At 71.6% G+C, this 19,919-nt stretch carries 18 protein-coding genes; 11 read left to right on the top strand and 7 right to left on the bottom strand.

The features are described from left to right. Positions 1 to 38: 38 nt before the first annotated feature. Positions 39 to 1,091: a helix-turn-helix domain-containing protein gene (locus OG595_RS15250; RefSeq protein WP_329272288.1), complete on the bottom strand. Its 1,053-nt coding sequence runs from the start codon at positions 1,089 to 1,091 to the stop codon at positions 39 to 41. A 361-nt stretch (positions 1,092 to 1,452) separates the two neighbouring features. Then, positions 1,453 to 2,091, bottom strand: a complete 639-nt coding sequence (locus OG595_RS15245) for a hypothetical protein (RefSeq protein WP_329272286.1) — start codon at positions 2,089 to 2,091, stop codon at positions 1,453 to 1,455. A gap of 320 nt (positions 2,092 to 2,411) precedes the next feature. Between OG595_RS15245 and OG595_RS15240 the strand changes: the two genes are divergently transcribed. The 9 genes from OG595_RS15240 (at position 2,412) to OG595_RS15200 (ending at position 12,261) form a co-directional block, all read left to right on the top strand. Then, positions 2,412 to 3,266 (top strand): bifunctional methylenetetrahydrofolate dehydrogenase/methenyltetrahydrofolate cyclohydrolase, encoded by an 855-nt coding sequence (locus OG595_RS15240; protein WP_329272284.1) that lies wholly within the window; start codon positions 2,412 to 2,414, stop codon positions 3,264 to 3,266. Positions 3,267 to 3,321: 55 nt separating this feature from the next. Next, positions 3,322 to 3,780: a DUF3017 domain-containing protein gene (locus OG595_RS15235; protein ID WP_329282892.1), complete on the top strand. Its 459-nt coding sequence runs from the start codon at positions 3,322 to 3,324 to the stop codon at positions 3,778 to 3,780. Between the two features lie 97 nt (positions 3,781 to 3,877). After that, positions 3,878 to 4,390: a helix-turn-helix domain-containing protein gene (locus OG595_RS15230; protein WP_329272281.1), complete on the top strand. Its 513-nt coding sequence runs from the start codon at positions 3,878 to 3,880 to the stop codon at positions 4,388 to 4,390. A gap of 401 nt (positions 4,391 to 4,791) precedes the next feature. Beyond that, positions 4,792 to 6,084, top strand: coding sequence for an XRE family transcriptional regulator (locus OG595_RS15225; protein WP_329272279.1), 1,293 nt, complete (start codon positions 4,792 to 4,794; stop codon positions 6,082 to 6,084). 369 nt (positions 6,085 to 6,453) lie between these two features. Further along, on the top strand, positions 6,454 to 7,443 hold the full coding sequence (locus OG595_RS15220; protein WP_329272276.1) for a malate dehydrogenase: 990 nt from the start codon (positions 6,454 to 6,456) through the stop codon (positions 7,441 to 7,443). Positions 7,444 to 7,677: 234 nt separating this feature from the next. Further along, complete coding sequence (locus OG595_RS15215) at positions 7,678 to 9,438, top strand: hypothetical protein (RefSeq protein ID WP_329272274.1); 1,761 nt, start codon at positions 7,678 to 7,680, stop codon at positions 9,436 to 9,438. Continuing rightward, positions 9,438 to 9,791 carry a hypothetical protein gene (locus OG595_RS15210; RefSeq protein WP_329272272.1) on the top strand — a complete coding sequence of 118 codons (354 nt, stop codon included), beginning with the start codon at positions 9,438 to 9,440 and terminating at the stop codon, positions 9,789 to 9,791. Before OG595_RS15215 ends, OG595_RS15210 begins: the two co-directional genes overlap by 1 nt. 44 nt (positions 9,792 to 9,835) lie before the next feature. Beyond that, a complete protein-coding gene (locus OG595_RS15205) occupies positions 9,836 to 11,062 on the top strand; it encodes a hypothetical protein (RefSeq protein ID WP_329272271.1) in 1,227 nt (408 codons plus the stop codon). A 50-nt stretch (positions 11,063 to 11,112) separates the two neighbouring features. Further along, the gene (locus tag OG595_RS15200; protein WP_329272268.1) at positions 11,113 to 12,261 is read left to right on the top strand and encodes a DUF5954 family protein; all 1,149 of its coding nucleotides are present in this window, start codon (positions 11,113 to 11,115) and stop codon (positions 12,259 to 12,261) included. Between the two features lie 10 nt (positions 12,262 to 12,271). Here the strand turns inward: OG595_RS15200 and OG595_RS15195 are convergent, their stop codons facing one another. Continuing rightward, positions 12,272 to 13,396 carry a hypothetical protein gene (locus tag OG595_RS15195; RefSeq protein ID WP_329272266.1) on the bottom strand — a complete coding sequence of 375 codons (1,125 nt, stop codon included), beginning with the start codon at positions 13,394 to 13,396 and terminating at the stop codon, positions 12,272 to 12,274. 307 nt (positions 13,397 to 13,703) lie between these two features. Here OG595_RS15195 and OG595_RS15190 point away from each other — a divergent pair, with 307 nt between their 5' ends. Continuing rightward, complete coding sequence (locus OG595_RS15190) at positions 13,704 to 13,985, top strand: hypothetical protein (protein WP_329272264.1); 282 nt, start codon at positions 13,704 to 13,706, stop codon at positions 13,983 to 13,985. A 63-nt stretch (positions 13,986 to 14,048) separates the two neighbouring features. On the opposite strand, the gene OG595_RS15185 is transcribed toward OG595_RS15190, so the two are convergent. The 3 genes from OG595_RS15185 to OG595_RS15175 form a co-directional block, all read right to left on the bottom strand. After that, entirely contained in the window at positions 14,049 to 14,984 is a 936-nt protein-coding gene (locus tag OG595_RS15185) for a helix-hairpin-helix domain-containing protein (RefSeq protein ID WP_329272261.1), read from the bottom strand. 101 nt (positions 14,985 to 15,085) lie between these two features. After that, positions 15,086 to 15,535, bottom strand: coding sequence for a hypothetical protein (locus tag OG595_RS15180; protein ID WP_329272258.1), 450 nt, complete (start codon positions 15,533 to 15,535; stop codon positions 15,086 to 15,088). Between the two features lie 112 nt (positions 15,536 to 15,647). Then, the gene (locus tag OG595_RS15175) at positions 15,648 to 18,308 is read right to left on the bottom strand and encodes an AfsR/SARP family transcriptional regulator (RefSeq protein WP_329272255.1); all 2,661 of its coding nucleotides are present in this window, start codon (positions 18,306 to 18,308) and stop codon (positions 15,648 to 15,650) included. Positions 18,309 to 18,488: 180 nt separating this feature from the next. Between OG595_RS15175 and OG595_RS15170 the strand changes: the two genes are divergently transcribed. After that, complete coding sequence (locus OG595_RS15170) at positions 18,489 to 18,980, top strand: carboxymuconolactone decarboxylase family protein (protein ID WP_329272253.1); 492 nt, start codon at positions 18,489 to 18,491, stop codon at positions 18,978 to 18,980. Between the two features lie 82 nt (positions 18,981 to 19,062). Here OG595_RS15170 and OG595_RS15165 read toward each other — a convergent pair whose 3' ends face one another. Then, the gene (locus tag OG595_RS15165) at positions 19,063 to 19,890 is read right to left on the bottom strand and encodes an aminotransferase class IV (RefSeq protein ID WP_329272252.1); all 828 of its coding nucleotides are present in this window, start codon (positions 19,888 to 19,890) and stop codon (positions 19,063 to 19,065) included. Positions 19,891 to 19,919 lie beyond the last annotated feature (29 nt).

Raw genomic sequence — 19,919 nt, 5'->3', positions numbered from 1 at the left:
CACCGGAATCCCGGTTCCGGTGAGCCGCGGCCGTGTGCTCAGGGGCGTTTTGTGGGCGATGGCGAGGCATCGGCGGCTCGTTCGCAGTTCGGCCAGTCGTGGAAGTCGTGGTCCACGCTCCACAGGCGCTCGGCCGCCGTGATGTTCCACGCCGGGTCCAGCGCCTGCCGCGGGGTGCCGCCCAGCTCGCGCAGCCGGGCGTCGGAGATCTGGAACACGCCCCAGTTACGGGTGCCGTTGGTGTTGGGGAGGATGTGCAACGGGTCCAGGAAGGACTGGCAGTCCGCGATGGCGACGGCCTTGTCCGGCGCCTCCTTGAACACCGCGCGGATGCGCTGCCGCACCTTCTCCGGCGACCACACGTTCATGCGCACCTTCGGCGAGGAGTACAGCGCCTTCTTCGTCGCGTCGTCCACGACACCGTTGGGCGGGAGGCCGGCGAACACCTGGAACGCGGTGACCCGGCGCAGGGTCTGCGGCCCGAAGTCCGAGTCGACGCCGATGTCCGCGCCCTTGTCGTGCAGCAGCTGCTGCACCTCGTGTACGCAGGTGTCGTGCTGGCCCATGGCCACCACCTCGCGGCAGCCGGCCGAGAACAGCACGCGGCCGTCGGTGCCGGGGCCGTTGGCGGAGGACGCCTCCTCCGTCGACAGAACCCAGGCCGAGACCCCGACCGTCAGAACCGCCGCCACCGCGGCGACGACGACGGGGTAGCGGGTCCGACGGGCCGGGACGGGTTCCGGCGTCGCCGGTTCCTCGGCGGCCGGGTCCTGCACCGCATCTGCGGCCTCCCCGCTCCCGGCCGCGTTCCCTGCGGCGTTCTCCGCCCCGTTCTCCTTGAGCCGGGCCGTGTCCGCGAGCGCCCACAGCCGGTGCAGTGACCGGAGTTCGTCGGGTGACGCGCCGCAGACCGTGCCGATGCGGTGGACGCTTCCGTAGTCCTGAGGCACCGAGGTGCCCTTGCAGTAGCGGTGCAGGGTGGAGCCGGCGATGTCGGTCCGCTTGGCGAGTGCTTCGTAACTCAGTCCTGATCTGTTCTTCAACGCACGCAACATCGCGGCGAGTTGTTCGGATTCCGGGTGTGCGGGCATGGTTTCCCCCCATGGCACGTTGGTCAGACGCTCCAGTAGCCGGGCCACTGTGCCACGCACGCCGTCCCATGGCCGTTCCAACGATCTCGGAACGTGCCGCGTGAACTCCGTCCCGTCGTCCCGGCATCCCGCTGGGACGGATTTCCTTGCCCGGTGGACGCGCGCTTCGTCGGCGTCGGGCCGTCCGAACACAGGTCGACACAGGCTCCGTTCCCACAAGTGGATCTTCGGCATTGCGGCTGAGCCCGGGGAGCGGTGCCCGGCGGACAGGGCGCGACGCACCAGGGCCGTGTCCTCCCCTCGGGCGGGGTGGGACACGGCCCTTGACGGTGGACGCTGCGGACTCGCCGGCAGCCGCTGCCTACTGGTGGACCCCGGGGTACTTCGCCCGGTTGAACCAGGCCGCGCCCTCGGACTTGCCGACGAACACCGCGACGAGGATCGCGAGCACGGTGTGGATCAGGCCGACGACGATGAAGGGGTAGATACCGAGGACGGCGGTGATGATCGCGAACACCATGGTGGTGACGCGGACGCCGCTGCCGCCGCTGCCGAACTTCGCACCCAGGACGATCGCGAAGACGCCCCAGGCGAGGGCCAGCGCGGTGACGGCCCACAGGGCGCCGGACGAGTAGTCGGCGAGCTGCTGGAAGTCGACGTCGTCCTTGAGCTGCTGGTCGTTCTTCGCGGCGTTGATCGCGACCGCGGACAGCGCGATGAGGATGGCGCCGATCACCTGGAGGCCCGCGATGACGAAGAGCATCACGCGCGCGGCCCTCACGTTGCCCGGCATCGTGAGCGGGCCGCCCGGGTAGCCGCCGTAGCCCTGCTGTCCGTAGCCCGGCTGTCCGTACCCCTGCTGGCCGAGCGGCGGTGCCGACGGGTAGCCGTAGCCGGGCTGCTGGGGCGGGGTCTGCTGGGGGTAGCCGTAACCGGGCGCCGGCTGCTGGGGCTGCTGCGGGGGCGGGCCGTACGGGTTGTTCGGGTCGCCGAAACTCATGGCGGGTCTTCCTCCGTCTGCGTCAAGTGCGGGGACGACGCGAGGCACCGAACGGAGGAAGGTGATGTACGTATGCGGTCCGCCCCCCGGCCCTGCCCGCGGCACTGTGCTGCTTGTCGTTTTATCGTTCTTTAGTTCACTTGTGCTTGTCCAGCCGCATAGTGCATGTGTTGTGCAAGTGCAACATCCTCGATCATGCCCGTACGGCGGTGGCGCAACCGGATCCGAACCCGGAACCGAACCCGGATCGGAACCCTGATCCCAACCCGGAACCGAACCCGGATTGGAACCCGGAGGTGGTCATCCGCGAGGATGGGGGCATGACCGCCCAGATTCTCGATGGCAAGGCCACCGCAGCCGCGATCAAGTCCGATCTGACCGCCCGCGTGGCGGCGCTGAAGGAGAAGGGCGTCACGCCCGGCCTCGGCACGATCCTCGTCGGGGAGGACCCCGGCAGCCAGAAGTACGTCGCCGGCAAGCACCGCGACTGCGCACAGGTGGGCATCGCCTCCATCCAGCGCGAACTGCCCGCCACGGCCACCCAGGAGGAGATCGAGGCGGCCGTACGCGAGCTGAACGAGGACCCCGCCTGCACCGGCTACATCGTCCAGCTGCCCCTCCCCAAGGGCATCGACGAGAACCGCATCCTCGAACTGATGAACCCCGACAAGGACGCTGACGGCCTCCACCCGATGAACCTCGGCCGCCTCGTCCTGAACGAGCCGGCTCCGCTGCCCTGCACCCCCAACGGCATCCTCACCCTGCTGCGCCGCCACGGCGTCGAGATCAAGGGCGCGGAGGTCGTGGTCGTCGGCCGCGGTGTCACCATCGGCCGCCCCATGCCGCTGCTGCTCACCCGGCGCAGCGAGAACGCGACGGTGACGCAGTGCCACACGGGTACGCGTGACCTCGCCTCCCACCTCCGCCGCGCCGACATCATCGTCGCCGCCGCGGGCTCGGCCCACCTGGTCCGCCCCGAGGACGTGAAGCCGGGCGCCGCCGTTCTCGACGTCGGTGTCTCGCGCAACGCCGAGGGCAAGATCGTGGGCGACGTCCACCCGGGCGTCGCCGAGGTGGCCGCCTGGATCTCCCCGAACCCCGGCGGAGTCGGCCCGATGACCCGTGCCCAGCTGCTCGTCAACGTGGTCGAGGCGGCGGAGCGCAGTGTCGGCTGAGGCGGAGGACAGGCGGGCGGAGCCCGCGTCGGCGTCCGCGCCGGCATCCGGTGAGTTGCCCGAACCCACTGCCGTCGACCCCGTCAGCGCGCCGGACGCCGCGGGGCGTCCCCGGCGTACGACGCGTCGCTTCCCCCTCTTCACGCGGGACACCGCGCGACCCGAGGGCGGCGGCCGGGCGGCTCCGGGGGACGCGCCGGCGCCCGTTCGGCAGTGGCCGATCCTCGTCGTGCTGGGCACGGTAGGGGCCGGGCTCCTGATGACGGCGCTCGACGTGTTCCGGTACGGGCTGCTGCTGATCGGGGCCGCGATGCTGGCCGGCGCGGTGCTGCGCTGGGTGGTGCCGGACGTCGGGATGCTCGCCGTACGGTCCCGGTTCACGGACATGGTCACGTACACGGTGCTGGGTACGGCCATCGTGCTGCTGGCGATGATGGCGCAGCCGAGGCCGTGGCTGACGATCCCGTTCCTGGACGACACGCTGCACTACACGATCAGCAGTCAGGGCAGGTAGGAACCGTGGGCCGTACTTCGCCCCGGCGGGAACCGTTGCCCCCTCTGACGTCGTCAAATGCCTGGGACCGGCCGACGAACGCCTAGGAGGACGCGCGATGAGCGCCTGGCAGCCGCTGCCCGACGACCTGCCGCCGGAAGTGCGGCACTTCGTCGAGCAGGTGCGGCTCCTCAAGGACCGCACCGGGCTCAGCCTGGCCGCGCTCGGCGCGCGCACCGCGTACAGCAAGTCCTCCTGGCAGCGGTACCTCAACGCGACCCAGCCGCCGCCCCGGCAGGCGATAGCCGCCCTGTGCCGGGTCGCGGGCCTCGCCCCTGTGGACGCCGAGCGCTTCGGCGTCCGCTGGGAACTGGCGGTCCAGGCCTGGCCCCGGCCACCGGCCCCGGAGCCCGGGAAACCGGAGCGGCAGGACGGGGTGTACGAGGAGGAGGTGCCCACCCTCCCGTGGTGGGTGGAGTCCGGGACCGGGTCGGGGTCCGGTTCGGGCTCGGGGTCCGGAAAGGATTCCGGGGTTTCGGCGGACCCGTCCCGGCGGGTGCTGCTCGTCGCCGTGGTCCTCGTACTGGTGCTCGTGCTTGTCGCGGTGGTCGGCGCTGTCGTTTTTGGTTGAGGGCGTTGAGGGAATGTGACATCCGCGCGTCCGGTGTGACCTTTCTTGTGCTTTCTGTGTGGCGATGTGTCGATAAGTTCGAGGAATCGCAACCGGGGCGCAACGCGACAGGGTTAATGTGGGCAATCGGGACGGTCCGGGGGGTCCCGTACGTAATCCAGGGGTTCGGCCGGCCGGGAGGGCAGTCGGTGGAACACTGGACCGTAGGTCGGGGGCGTGCAACGGTGCACCTCCGGGCCTGACAATGCTCCCGTGCGCCCCCACCCCGGGAACCGAGATCCTGACTGGGCGCATCCGTGTGGGTAGCCAAGACAGTCAAGAAAAGGATTCGGCCAAAGGGATCCACGGCACCACGCACGGGAGAACAGCCAGCACGACCGGGGGGAATGAGGGGGGAAGCAATGCCTCGTTGGAGGGCCTTGCCGGATGAACTGGATCCGCAGGTCAGGGAGTTCGCGAGCCAGCTGCGCAGGCTCGTGGACCGCAGTGGCCTGAGCATCGCGGCGGTGGCCGACCGCACGGGCTACAGCAAGACGTCGTGGGAGCGTTATCTCAACGGTCGGCTTCTCGCGCCCAAGGGCGCGATCGTCGCCCTGGCCGAGGTCACGGGGACCAATCCCGTGCACCTGACCACGATGTGGGAGCTGGCCGAGCGCGCCTGGAGCCGCTCGGAGATGCGCCACGACATGACCATGGAGGCGATCCGGATCTCCCAGGCGCGCGCCGCGCTGGGTGAGTTCGGGGCGCCTGCCGCGGAGACGAAGAACGGGAGCGGCAAGAACGGGCGGGGCGGCCGGACCGCGACGGTCACTCCGGGGATCGCCGGACCCGCGGGCGTCTCACCGACCGTGCCGCCGCAGCCGAAGGCCACGGAGGCCCGGGACTCGGCGACCGACGTACGTACGGGCGCGGCACGCGGCGGTGCTGCCGGCGGCTCGGTGAGTTCCGCGAGTTCGGCCGGTTCCGGCTCGGCCGAGAGCAACTCGTGGGGCATGGCCGGGTACCAGGGACCGGCGGCGAGAGGTGGCGCCGGGGGGCGCGCGGCCTCGCCCTCGGGACCGGCCGGACCGTCCGGGCCGTCGGAGACGCCCGGACATCAGGGCGCGGCACCCTGGACCCCAGGTACGCCCGCAGTGGCACCCGGCGGTCCGCCGCAGGACGCCCGGCCGGGCGGCAGCGGCGGGTCCGGCGGTTCGCGGCGCAAGCGGCGGCTCACGATGTTCCTCGCGGGCGTCGTGGGGGCGTCGGTGGTGGTCGCGGCGGCCTGGGCCTTCACCGACCGGGGCGAAGACACCCCGGAGGCGAGCAAGCCGAGTGCGTCGCCGACGACCTCGGCCGGCACGAATCCCGACCTGCCGGTCGGTGTGGAGTGCAGCGGCGCCACGTGCACCGGCCAGGACCCGGAGAACATGGGCTGCGGCGGCGAGCTGGCGCAGACCGCCAACAGCGTCACCGTCGGCACCACGCTCGTCGAGGTCCGCTACAGCAAGACCTGCCAGGCGGCGTGGGCGCGCATCACCCAGGCCGCCCCGGGCGACCAGGTCGACGTCACCGCCTCCGGGTCGGCGAAGCAGACCGGTGCGGTCGACACGGACACCGACGCGTACACGCCGATGGTGGCCGTGAAGGACGCGGGCGACGCGACGGCGTGCGTCACGCTCAAGGCGACCGGGCAGAAGGGCTGCACCCAGTAGGGGCGCACCCGGTAGGGCCGCGGCACCCGGCAGCGTGTGCGGGCGCCACGGCAGCCTCCCCTCGTACGAATCGCCGTACGAGGGGAATGCCCGGCCCGGTTCGGGGCAGGCGAGGAAGTATCCCCACGGGAGTCCGGCGAAGTCGGTTCCCCGGGCGACGGCCGCTCGTCACTCCCCTCTCCCGGACGGGCGGCCGTCGCTGCCCGTGGCACGGTGAACGCGACTCTGTGGGGTGGGCCACACGGGACCCGGACGTCCGGGATCCCGGATGCGCGATAGCCTGACGGCGGATCTCTCTTGACGCCAAGAGATCGATCATCCGAACCGGGGCAGCGACGCCCCACCGCCAGCTGTCCTACGGAGAACGCCATGACCCGCACTCCCGTGAACGTCACCGTCACCGGCGCGGCCGGCCAGATCGGTTACGCCCTGCTCTTCCGCATCGCCTCCGGCCAGCTGCTCGGCGCGGACGTGCCGGTCAGGCTCCGCCTCCTGGAGATCACCCCGGCGCTCAAGGCCGCCGAGGGCACCGCGATGGAACTGGACGACTGCGCCTTCCCGCTGCTCCAGGGCATCGACATCACGGACGACGCGAACGTAGCCTTCGACGGCGCCAACGTCGCTCTCCTGGTGGGCGCCCGCCCGCGTACCAAGGGCATGGAGCGCGGTGACCTCCTCTCGGCCAACGGCGGCATCTTCAAGCCCCAGGGCAAGGCCATCAACGACAACGCCGCGGACGACATCAAGGTCCTCGTCGTCGGCAACCCGGCCAACACCAACGCGCTGATCGCGCAGGCCGCCGCTCCGGACGTACCGGCCGAGCGCTTCACCGCGATGACCCGCCTGGACCACAACCGCGCGCTCACGCAGCTCGCGAAGAAGACCGGCTCGACGGTCGCCGACATCAAGCGCCTGACGATCTGGGGCAACCACTCGGCCACCCAGTACCCCGACATCTTCCACGCCACGATCGCCGGCAAGAACGCCGCCGAGGTCGTCAGCGACGAGAAGTGGCTCGCCGAGGACTTCATCCCGACCGTCGCCAAGCGCGGCGCCGCGATCATCGAGGCCCGTGGCGCGTCCTCGGCCGCCTCCGCCGCCAACGCCGCCATCGACCACATCCACACCTGGGTCAACGGCACGGCCGACGGCGACTGGGCCTCCATGGGCATCCCGTCCGACGGCTCCTACGGCGTCCCGGAGGGCCTCATCTCCTCCTTCCCGGTCACCACGAAGGACGGCGTGTACGAGATCGTCCAGGGCCTGGACATCAACGAGTTCTCCCGCGCCCGCATCGACGCCTCGGTGCAGGAGCTGGCGGAGGAGCGCGACGCGGTCCGCGCCCTCGGCCTCATCTGAGCCCCAACCGCTCTTCCTTCGGGCCCCGTTCAGGCTTCGGCCGGACGGGGCCCGGGTGTGTCCGGCGCCGCCCCGCCGTCCGCTTGCCGCGCCGCCGTCCGCTCGCCGCCTCCTCCGTGCGCACGACCCGTGGGCCGTGACAATCCACTGTCCCGCGGCCCCTCCGTCCCTCTATGCTGATGGGCTGTCAACTGGCCCTCTGGCAAGGGTCGTTACACGCATCGGGGGAGCCGCGTGAGTACCGCACACGTGCCACAGCAGCCGCAGTCGACACCAGACACACCGCCCGCACCGCCCGTGCCGGCGCCCACGCCACCGCACGCCAGTGAGGCCACCCGGCTGCTGTGCGCGGGCACCTACCTGGACTCCGGATACCGCGACCGGGTCATCGAGGAACTCCATCTCAACGAACAGCGGATCGTGGCGCCCTCACTCGGCTTCGACGCGGCCCGCGTCCTCGCGCACGCCCTGCGGGCCAGAAACCGGGAACTGCTGTGGGCCGGGGCGATCCTGGGCCTGTGGGTGGTCGGCTCGGCGCTGACCCGCGGTTGGCTGGCCCTCTTCGTTCTCCCCGTTCTGGCCCTCGCGGTCGCGTCCTGGATCCGGGGCCGCGCCGAGTACCCGCCCCTGTACCGGCGGGTGCCCGCCTTTCTGCTCCGCTGGTGGGGCCGGGTCCTGTTCGGGGTCCTGCTGGTCATCACGGTGGTCGTCGCGTTCAACGGCCTGGACGACGGCTCGTCGAGCGGCTCGTCCTCCGGCTCGTACGGCACCGGTTCCTCCGAGCTGACCGGGGCGACCGACGTACTGGTGCCGTACGGGGACGGCGCAGACGTCGCGATCGAGCGCTGGCAGGCCTGGGTCACGTTCGCGTTGTTCGCCCTGATCGCGCTGTGCGTGGCCGCGCAGCGCGGCCAGTTCGCCCGGGCGATGGCCGCGGAACTGTCCCCGCAGCGCTTCCCGGACGCCGCCTCCGACCCGGCCGAGCAGGCCGAGGGGCCGCGGTTCCAGCGGCTCAAGGACCGTATCCGGCTCGAACAGCACGCGCCGTTGATCATGTACAACGAGGCGCGGCCCTTCCTGGGAGCGGGCGAGGCCTACCAGACCTGGGTCCTCGCGGTGGAGCTGCGGCCCGACGAGATGAAGAAGCAGCAGCCGCTGGGCAACCGCGTCGTACTGGAGAAGATCCGGCCGTTGATCGAACAGCTGCGGCTGCCCGCCGAGTACGCCGGTCAGTTCGGGCGCGACCGGCTGCGCCGGCTGGAGATCGACGAGTGCGTGTTCCTGCCCGCCGAGGGGATCCTGCGGCGCGAGGAGGCGCCGTACCATCCGCAGGCCTTCGAGGAGCACCGGGCCCGCGCTGTCGAGGAGGGTGCCGAGAAGAGACGGCACTTCCTGCGCATCCGTGTCGGCGGCTGGGAGGAGGAACTGGTCGTCACGGTCTTCGTGCGCATCCACACCCAGGGCCGCATGCTCACCCTGGAGGTCGCCCCGCACGTGCTGACGCCGGTGCGCGAGGACTTCAAGAACGCCGACCGTGTCGCCCACCGCTTCCGCAACAACCACGGGCTCGGCAAGGCGGCCTGGGCCGTCGCCCAGGTTCCCGGCTCCGTGGCCCGCTCACTGATCACCCTGGGCAAGGGCCTGGTGTACGTCTGGCGGATGCTGACCGGCGGGTACGCCGGTGCGCTGCCCGACGGGCCCGCCCTCTCCGTGCGCGAGCTGGGCTCGGTGCCCACCGGGTCCCACTTCCAGGAGATGGACGTCCTGCGCTATCTGAAGAACGTGCAGGACCGGGTGGCGAACGGGGTTCGGGTCGCACTGGCCGAATCCGGTTACCGGACCGGCGAGTTCATGCAGAAGATCACCACCATCAACAACAACGGCGACGTGACGAACATCGCCCGCGTCGACAACAGCACCTTCGCTGTCGGCAGTCACGCCACCGCCTCCTCCACGACCGGCGGCACTGCGCCGCAGACGGGATCCGGTAACTGATGACCACCGATGAACCGAACGTCAGTATCGGCGATGTCTCGCACAGCACCTTCGCCATCGGCAGCCACGCGCGTGCCGTCACCAACCACGGCACGGCTCCGCAGCGCGACGAGGCCACCGAGGAACTGCTGAAGGCGGTACGCGAGTTGCGCGCCGACCTGACCCGGGTGCGGGCCGGCGAGGAGACGGACGCACTGCGCACGGCCCTGGAGGAGACGGAGGAGGAGATCACCCGCACCGGCCGGGCGGCTCCTTCGCGCCGGGAACGACTGCGGGAGCTGCTCACCGACTCCCAGGCACTGCTGAACGTGCTCGCCTCGGCGGGGGCCGTGGCGGCCCTCCTGGGGCTGTGAGGGGATCGCGATGAGCGGGGGACCACGATGAGACGGGGATCGCGATGAGCGGCGGATCGCGGTACTGGGACGAGGAGACACAGCGCTGGGAGGACGCCGGGAGCCCCAGCGCCGCTCCGGCCACTCCGCCGCCACCGGCCAGGCCGCACTTCCCGCCCGCCGGGTGGCCGGGGACGCCGGCCACCGATCCGGCCGGTGCGGAGGCGCTGCCACTCGTATCGGGGCCGCCGGAGGCGCCTGCGGTGCCCCCGCCCGCCGGGTGGCCGGGAGCGGCCGGGACGGGCACCTCGGGCACGTCTGCCGCTGGTCCGGCCGGTGGGGGTGAGTGGCCGCCCGTGGCCGAGGCGCCCACGGTGTCCGCGCCCGCCGGGTGGCCGGGCGCCGCGGGGCAGGGAGTGTGGCCGCTGCCGGGCGCCGAAGGGGCCGCGACGGACGATGCCGGTCGCCCCTTCGCCGACTGGCCGAACACGTCCTGGCCGCCCGCCGGTCTGCCTGCCACGCCTGCCGCCACCGGCGGGACGAGACGGCGGCTCGTGTGGTCCGTGCTGATCGGGGCCGTCGGCGCCGCTGTCGCCGTGGCTCTGGTGCTGACCTTCGTGGTCGACGGGAACGACGGCAAGGACGGGGACCGGGCGGCCGTGCCCGGCAGGTCCACGACGCCCGTGACGTCAGAGCCGCCGGAGGTGACGTCGGCGTCGACGGAGGTGAGCGAGTCGCCCACCGAGACCACGGCCCCGCCCTCCGCGCAGGTCTCCGCACCGCCCTCCGGCTACGAGCTGCGCCAGGACACGGAGGGCTTCCGGATCGCGGTCCCCGAGGGGTGGACCCGCGCCACGGTGGACTCCTTGTACGGCATGAGCGTGGTCAACTACCGCAGTTCGGACCGCACCCACCGGATCCAGGTGTACCAGGTGGCGGAGCCGTCGCCGAAGGCCTCGTTCGAGCTGTTCCTGTCGGAACGGACCGCGAAGCCGGTCGGCTTCACGGAGATCGGCCTGGACCACCTCGACGACGGCACGTTCACGGGATCCCGGCTGGAGTATCTGGCCGACTCGATACGGGGCGAACCCGACCCCGGCACCTGGCACGTATACGACGAGCGTTTCGTGGCCTCGGACGGCAAGATCTACGCGATCGCCGCGTACGGCCCGGACTCGGACGGCCGCGACGACGAACTGGAGCTTCTCACCACGGCGTTGGACTGGTTCTGCCCGCCCCTCGGTGTCTGTGACGAGGGGATTCCACAGGATTCCACACCTGGGGCCCCCTGAATTCGGTGAAATCGGGTGTCCGGCAGGACCGTTGTGTGCACGCTCAGTGCATGAGCGACTACAGGGACGATGTTCCGGCGTATCTGACGATCCGGGTCACCGCCCAGGAGGGTCCGATCGCGGCCTTCGCGGAGCAGGAGGCCGGGGAGGCCGCGCGGCGGTATCCCGACCTGATGGGAGTGGGCATCCCGGAGTTCTTCCACGCCAGGGAGTGCGAGACGGGCGGCTGGGAGCTCTACGGCTACGGCAGTGACACCCCGCAGGGCTCCCGGGACTCGCTCGGCTCGGTGTTCCGGCTGCGCGCCGGCGAGGCCGAGGAGGCCGGGGACGAGGCCGCCCGGCGCAAGTGGATGGCGGCGGCCGTGCGCATGGACCGGGAGGTCGTGAACGACGTACGGGTGCGCGGCGAGCGCTTCCGGATCGTGCGCGCCTCCCGCTTCGTCCGGATGGGGCCGAACGGGCCCGAGCCGCCCCGCCCCTCCGACCCCGACCCTGCGGAGGTCGGCGAGGCGTACCGGGTGGGACCGCGCACCAAGGGCTTCGTGGTCGACCCCGTCACCGGCACCGGGCTGTCCGACGGCATCCTCAAACTGGACCTCATCCAGTTCGTCGGCATCGCGCCCGGCGCACCGCAGGCGGTCCGGGACGAGGCGCGACGGGCACTCCACACGCACCCGGGCGGGGTTCTCCTGCCCGCCGTATACATGATCTCCGAGCGGGTGGACGGGAGTTGGCGGGCGCACAACCCCGGCTCCGCCGACTCCACACCCCAGGGCGCGCGGGACTCCCTCGCCTACTGGCTGCGCGTGATGGCCCCCTTCACCCTCCGGCTGAGCGAGGAGAAGGCCGCCGAGTACGCCCTGATCGCCGACCGTGTCGACGAGAAGCGCTCCAACGTCGCGACCGTCGACGGCATCCGCTACCGCGTCACCCGGGTCGAACGCCTCATCAGGGTCGGCCCCGACGGCCCCGAGGGCCCACGCCCCTCCGACTTCGACCCCGAACCGCCCGTCGACGTGCAGACACGCCGTCTCAAGGAACAGGGCCTGTGGCGGGAGGAGGACGACGAGCCGGTCCAACTCAGCGAGCGCAGCCTGGAGTTGAAGCGCCGGTGGGATGCGGAGGAGGAGCGTCGGCGGGCGGTGCGCGAGAGCAGGAAGAAGGCGAGACGAGGGGACGGCGGCTGGGGGAGCGAGTAGGGAGGCCCGGCTACTGCGGGTACAGGCGCGCCAACAAGGGGGCCGGTGGTCCGAGTTCGGCCACCGTGGACTCGCCGGCCCGCTCCGCGACCGCGTGCCAGTGGGCGGCTCCGGTGCTGTCGCCGCGGTCCTCGCACAACTGGGCCACCCTGCGGGCCGCGTAGTCGTCGCCGCCCCGCGCGGCGTGTTCCCACAGCTCTTCGGCGGACAGGGTCTCGCCGCGCCCCGCGAGCAGTGAACCCAGTGAGCACGTCGCCGCCACGCTGCCCTGCCGGGCCGCGGCGAGCAGGAACCGCTCGGCCTCTTCGTGGTTGCCGCCGCGGAGCAGTCGTTGCCCCACCGAGGCCTGGGCCCGGAACTCCCCGGCCTCGGCCGCCCGGACCAGCCACACGTCGGCCATGGCCTGCTCGCCCCGCTGCTCATGAAGGATCGCCATGTTGTACACCGCGGCGGTGAGGCCACGCTGGGCAGCGAGCCGCCAGAGCGGTTCGGCATACGCGAGGTTCCCCGCCTGCTGGTAGAACAGCCCCAGGTTGAAGGCGGCTTCGGCGTCCCCCTCCATCGCCGCCTGACGGAAGAGCGACTCGGCGAGGTCCGCATCGCCCGCCTGCAACCGGGCGAGGAGTGCCTCCTCCGTCAACTCGCCCTGTTCCCAGCCCTGTTCCTCCTCCCGCTCCGCTTCCCCGGCCCTGAGCTCGCCGCGTACGACGTCGAGGTGGCGGGCGGCCTCCGCGTCACCGTCGCCCGCTGCCAGAGCCAGCCACCTCTCGGCCTCGGCCGGGTCGCCGCGATGGTAGGAGCGGACCCCCACACCCAGCGCACCCTCCCGCTCTCCCTGTTCGGCCGCCCTGCGCCACCACTTCTCGGCCTCGACCATGTCGTCGCGCTGCTCCGCCTCGGCTGCGAGGTTGGTGGACGCCCTGCCCGCGCCCGCTTCGGACGCCCGGCGCCACAGCTCGCGGGCGGCCTCGGCATCCCCACTCTCCATCCGGAGGTTCCCGATGTCGGTCATCGCCTTCGGATGCCCGAGGCTCGCGGCCAACTCCAGCTGCCGCAGCCCTTCTTGCGCATCGCGGCGCGCAAGCGCCTCCTGGCAGGCGCGGTACGCCTTCTCGGCGCGGCGGGATCTGAACACGCGCCCATCCTGCTGGGCCACCCGACCCGAACACCAGAGCGCCTCCCGGCGAGAGCGCGACGGCCCTCGCCGCTGGGCAGGGGGCGATCAACGGAGCAGGCACACGCGGGACATCCGGCACAGCCGCTGCCGGCGTACGTTCGCGGACCGCGCGGTCATGGAGCCCCAGGATTCCGCCGGGCTTCCCGCCGGGCCCGCGTGCCGCGCGGTTTAGGCGGGTGCGACACGGAAACACAAGGTGGCATGGCGGAACAACCGCTCCGCCATGCCGGCGGGGGCGGATATGGGGGTGGAGGAGGACGGTACGGTGCCTGGGACACATGAGATGGTTCTGACCGGGACGGTCGAGTCCGGAGCTGAGGAGTGGAGCTGCCTCAGTTGCGAGCGGCGCATGCTGTTGCGCTGGCCGCCCCACTACGAAAAGCTCGTCCTCGAACTGGGCGACGAGAACGCCACTCACGTCGGTGGCAAGGGCGGAGTCCGGTTGGGCGCCGTCGATGTGGAGCCGGCGGCCCGGCCGGTGGCCGAGCACGACATACGGTGGCTCCAGGACAACGGCATCGACTGGGACAACGACGCTTCGGCGTGAACTGCCCTGCCGGTTGGGCCAGTTCCTCCCGCTGTTCCAGTCCCGCCGGTTGTGTCGGTGCGGTCAGCTCGCCGGTATCTCCAGCGTCAGGAACTCGGCCGTCGCGGCCAGGCCTTCCGGGTGCACTGCCCCCGGTTCGCGCAGGCTGACGGCCGCTTCCAGGCGGTAGGTGCCGACGGGCAGCCCCTGGGCCTCCAGCCGGATGGCGGGCGCGCTCACCGGGACCAGCCCGTCCGCCGACGCGACCGTGTAGCGGGTCTTCGTTCCCAACTGCCGTGCCACCACGATGGCGTGGTAGGCGAGACGGTCGGCCCGCAGATCCGCCGCGGTGAGGTCGAGGGTGATCGTCATGTTGAACCTGGCGTCGGCGTGGATGCGTTGCCGGCCCGGCAGATCCAGAGTGAGCCCGGGCGCGATGCCGGTCCGGTGCACGGCGGTTCCGCCCGGCTGCGGCACTCCGGCCGACTCCGGAACCCCGTCCGCCGCTTCGGGCTCGGCCGACTCGACGGGGGGTTCCGGCGCGGGCTCGTCCCGTACCCGGGGCTCCTGTTCCGGCGGTGTCGTGAGACCGATCCGGCTCTCGACGAAGTCCAGCAGGGCCTCGCGGTCCCATGCCGCCCAGCGCTCCTGCTCCGTGCTCCGCACATGCTGCACCGTCGTACTGCGGATCGAGCCGCTCTCGTCCAGCAGCACGCGGACGAGGAAGCTCTCGTAGGGCCGGCTGTCGGCCGGCGGCTCGGCGTCCGCCGCCCTCTCCTGCGTGCCGGCCATCTCCCGTGCGCGGGCGCACCAGTGCTCCACCTTGGTCCGCGACAGGCTGATGTCCGACAGCAGCTTGATGATCTCGTCGACGGGACGTTCGGCGAGATCCGCGAAGGTCAGCACTCCCGAGGCGGCGAGCCGGGACGCGATCTTGGGGCCGATGCCCTCGATCCGTGTCAGGTCGTGCGCACGGGGAGTGCCGACCTCCCCGCCCTTGATGTCGTTACGGCGCTCCACGGTCGCTGCTCCTTCGTCACCTGTGTCCGCGGGTCGTGGCGTCGCCGGACGGCTGGTCCTCCTGTGTCGCAGTCGCGGAGGACCAGCTGGGTCCAGGCGTGTTACGGCGCTATCTCGATGGCCCGTCCTTCGACGAAGGCGTTCAGCGGGTACGGGGTCTGGGGCGCCCCGCTGCCGGGGCAGCGCACCTTGAACGTGACCATTGCCGCGAGCCGGTAGACGCCCGGAGGGAGGGTGTTGCCCGGAACGGTGAGGGTGGTCGTCGCCCCCGCGGGCGTGGTGGCGTTGTACGTGGACTGGCCGGCGACGGTGTTCCTCGTGAAGGAGCCGAGTACTTTCTCGGGACCCGGGCCGAGGCTCTCGGCGAAGTACTTGACCTCGAAGGCCAGCGCGCACAGGACCGCCTTGGCGGCCGCGGCGAGCACCTCGAACTCGATCGCCACCTGGAACGGATCGCCCTTCCTGATGATCAGGCTGGAGGGGATGCCGTTCGGGTCGAGTACCTGAAGACGCTCGACGACCCGGAGGTCCGTGCTCGGTTCGGTTGGCATGGTGCGGTGCCCCTTTCGTTCGGCGGTGTCTGCCCAACGGCCTACCGCCGCTCGCTTAATCACCGCTCCCGCCCGCGCTTAGGCACGTCCCGTTCCGCATTTAAGCCGGGGGTCAAATGCTGTCATGCCGGGCTATACGGTCACGCAGGTCGACCGTGGCCGGGCCGGGCCTGACCCCCAGCTCCTCCTGGAGCAACTGGGCGCAGGCGCGGTACTGCAACAGCGCCAGGTGCGGCTGGCCCTGGCGGCAGTAGCAGCGCATCAGACGGCGGTGGGCGTCCTCGCGGCACGGGTCGAGTTCGATGACGCGTCGGCACAGCGCCGCGCAGGGCGCGTACCGGCCGAAGGCGAAGGAGAGGCCGCCGAGCCGGTCGAGTACGTCGAGATGGGCGAGCCGCAGCCGTTCGCGGTCGAGCACCGGCCAGTCCTCGTACGGGTCGTCGGCGAGGAGATCACCCCGGTACAGGCCCGCCGCGCACTCGTACTCGGACATCGCGCCGCCGAGCCGGCCGGCCGCCTCCAGCTTTCGGCCCCGTTCCGCCCGTCGCTCGAACTCCTCGACGTCCAGCCACAGCCGGACGTCGTCGGCGAGCCGGTAGGCGCCGTCGGCGTACACGATCACCGGATCGGCGGTGACCGTGCGCAGGGTGCGGCGCAGTCCGTGGATCGCGACGTTCAGGCTGTTGCGGGCGGCCACCGGGGGTGAGCCCGGCCAGAAGAGCTCCATCAGGGCCTCACGGCGTGGCCAGGGATCGCGATGCGTGAGCAGATAGGCGAAGAGCGAACGGGCGCGACTGCTGGTGAACTTGTCCGCCGGGGTGTCCTCGACGGTGACGACCTGGGTGCCCAGCAGATGCACGGCGAGCAGCCGGGACGGCGCGTCCGGTGTCCCCGGCGCGGGCGCCGCGTCCGGGGTGTCGGCCCGGGCCGGTGCCCGCGCCGGGGAGACCGGTTCCCGGGGCCCGCCCTTGAACGTGCGCCACAGCTCCGCCCACAGCCGGTCGCCCCGGTCGCCCCGGTCGCCCCGGGCGGTCGGCGCCGTCACGCCCAGCAGTTTCAACGGGACCGGTGTGCGCGACCAGCCGCACCTGCCCATCACCTGACCGAGCCGGTCCGCGGACGGGTGCGCGCTCCGTGTGATCTGGTCGAGGACGCCGTGCTCCGTGTCCTCCAGCACGGTCAGGGACTCGCGGTGCAGGGCCTGTTCGTGGCGCAGCCCCTGTACCTGTCGGGCCAGGTGCCGGGCCGTGAGCGCGGGCTCACCGGCCGGGGCGGCGGCGATCCCGGCGAAGTGCGAGAGCGCGCCCTCCGTGTCGTCGGCGAGGAGCGCCAGTCGGCCCTGCTGCCAGCCGGCCCAACTCCGATGCGCGGGAAGGCCGTCGGTGTCGGCGAGGGCGTACGCCGCGTGGGCCCGGTCGGTGGCCGTCGCCAGATCTCCGGTGCCGGCCGCCACGACGCTCGCGGCCAGCAGGCTCCGGCAGGCACCGTCGGAGTCGGCGCGGTCGCCGAACCGGGAGGCCGCGAGGTCGAACCAGTGCCGGGCCCGCGCGGCGGCCCCGCAGGCGGCGGCCATCTCGGCCCGGATGTAGAGGAGTTGGGGGTGCGCTTCGAGCACCCCGGCGGGCAGCCGCGCGATCCACCCGTCGAGCAGCTCCCACTGGCCGTCGTCCATCAGACCGTCGGAGCGTTCCGTGATCAGTCGGGCCGCGGACTCCCCGTCGCCGAGGTCGAGATACAGGCGTACGGCGTGTTCCACCGCGTCCAGCGCCACCAACTGCTCGGCCGCACAGCGCAGTTCCTCGCGTGGGGGAGAGCCGCACCGGTCGAGTGCGGCACGCAGCGGAGTACGCCACACCGTGCGCACCCGCGTCCAGCCGTCCTCCAGCCCCTGCAGCCAGGGACCGGACGGCAGCAGACCGCTCCCCATCAGCGTCGGATGGGCGTACTCCAGCCGCACCGCCCGGCCCAGGGCGCGCTGCCCGGCCCCGTCGGAGCTGTGGAGGAGTGTCCCGGCCAGCCGGGTGAGCAGGTCGTCCACACCGGTGGCGCCGTCGAGGGCGCGCTCCACCTCCCGGGCACCGGACAGGACCAGGGTGGTGCGTACCGCGTCGACCACGGCGGCCCGGCCGCCGCACAGGCCGCGCAGCCGTCGTCGCAGCCGCCTGGCCACCGGGGCGCCGCCGTCCAGCAACTGTTCCAGCGCACCCGGCGGAACCCTCAACTCGGGCCCGAAACAGCGGACTTCACCGTCGCTGAGCAACCGCGGAGGCACCTGTCGATGGCCCACGAGGACGCACGGGACGTCCGCCGCGACGAGGGCCGGCAGCAGATGGGCGATGACCAGGGACAGGGTCCGCGACGGGGCCGACGCGTGATGCACGTTCTCCAGCACCAGCGCCCCCCGGTCCCGCAGCAGGGGGACGAGATCGGACGCGAGCCGCTCGAACAGCGGAGGCCAGCCGGAGACGGGACCCGGCCGGGCCCGCAGCAGCTCCCGGGTGGCACGGCAGGCGCCCGGCCGCTGACGGCACGCTGCGGCCGACAGCGAGATCAGGAAGGTCGCCGGGTCGCCGTCCTCGACATCGAGCCGCAGCCACAGCGGATGCCTGCCCGCACCTGTCAGCGCGGTGGCCAGTCCCTCCCCGAGGACGTAGCCCGGCGGCGCGTGCAGGACGGTGAGGCCGCCCCGCGCCGCCTCCGTGAACGTCGGCGGCACCGGTGGTACCGAGATCTCCTCGGCGCACGGTGCGAGAGCCTTCGCGATGAGCGGCATCGATCCCCCCGATGCGGGACATCGTCACCGCTCCGACGAAGGCCTCGTGGCAACGGTGCGGTGAGACGACTGTCCGGCGTCGCGACTCTAGCAGCGCACCGTGCATACGACAGATAATTACCTCGATTTTGCTGTCCGGTTGGCGATCCTGAGGCTCTTCGCAGCAGTTACAGTATTCCCATGACCACCACTGAACCCATATCCCGCGTCGCCCTCAAGAAAATCACCCCCGAGGTCTCCGCCTCGATGGGCGCCCTGCACGGCGCCGCCGTTTCCGCAGCGCAGGACGCCAAGGTGGAACCCGAACTCCTGGAACTGATCCGGATTCGCGCCTCCCAGCTCAACGGCTGCGCGTTCTGCCTCGACATGCACACCAAGGACGCCCGCGCGCAGGGTGAGACCGAGCAGCGGATCTACGCCCTGAACGCCTGGCGGGAGACCCCCTTCTTCTCCGAACGGGAGCGCGCCGCACTGGCGTTGACCGAGGCGGTGACCTTGGTGCACGAGGGGCGCGTCCCCGACGACGTCTACGCCGAGGCCGCCGCCGTCTTCGACGAGGCGCAGGTCGCCGCGCTTATCTGGGCGGCCACCGTCATCAACGCGTACAACCGGATCGCCATCGCGACACGGATGGTTCCCGGCGCTTATCAGCCGGTTCAGAAGAGCAGCTGAATTCACATTCAGACATGAAGGGGTAGGGGGAGGGTGAATTCAATTCACCCTCCCCCTACCCCTTCTTTGCCTCAGCCCTCGGTTATTGCAGCGGCTCCGGCAAGTCCTCCATCCATTGCCGCCATTCGGCCGCCCGTACCGCGCGCCCGGCCCGCATGAGTGGTTCCGTTCCGCCCGTCCATTCCGTCACCGGGCGAATTCCGTGCAGGGCGTTCACGAGCCACACCTCGCGGCCGTCCAGGTCGGCGAGGGTGCGTTCGCGGTGGGCGACGCGGATGCCGGTGCGCTGGGCGCGTTCCTGGATGAGGGCGACGGTGACTCCGGCCAGGACGGGGAGCTGTGGCGAGGGCAGGCACAGGGTGTCGTCCTCCCACCACAGGACGCTGGAGTGGATGCCCTCCAGGACCACGCCCGAGGGGGCGACCAGTACCGCCTCGTCCGCGCCCTCGGCGACCGCCCGTTGCCGGAGCCGGGCCAGGACGTCCAGGTCGGGGCCCTTGCGGCGGGGGACGGTACGCGGGTCGGACTGGCCCGCTGCCCAGACCCGCACGCTGCTGCCGAGCGGTGGAGCGTGGCGGAGAAGGAGCCTCAACTCCCTTGATTCGGCGCCCAGTTCGACCCGGGGGAACCACTCCCCGGTGCGTGGCAGCGCGGCGGTCATGTCCCGCCAGAAGTCCACCAGTTGGCGCAGGGAGGGCCCGCCCGATTCGCCGCAGGCGCCCAGGAAGCGCTCCCGGTGGCGGACGAGGCCGCGTACCCGGCCGTCGCGCAGCAGCCAGGAGTCGGCGACCGCCAGTCGCTCGCCGACCGTCGGCACGTGGTCGTGCGCGTCCGGTCCGGTCAGGCCCCGGCGCGGCGACCACGCCAACAGCCCTTCCGCGACTGCCGCTTGTGTTGCTGAGTGCGTCATCAAGTGCTCTTTCTTGCTTACTTGCCTTC

Origin of the sequence: Streptomyces sp. NBC_01451 (assembly GCF_036227485.1) — a bacterium.
Lineage (GTDB): Bacteria > Actinomycetota > Actinomycetes > Streptomycetales > Streptomycetaceae > Streptomyces.
The sequence above is the reverse complement of the archived record's forward strand: the minus strand, read 5'-3'. Positions and strand labels throughout refer to the sequence as shown.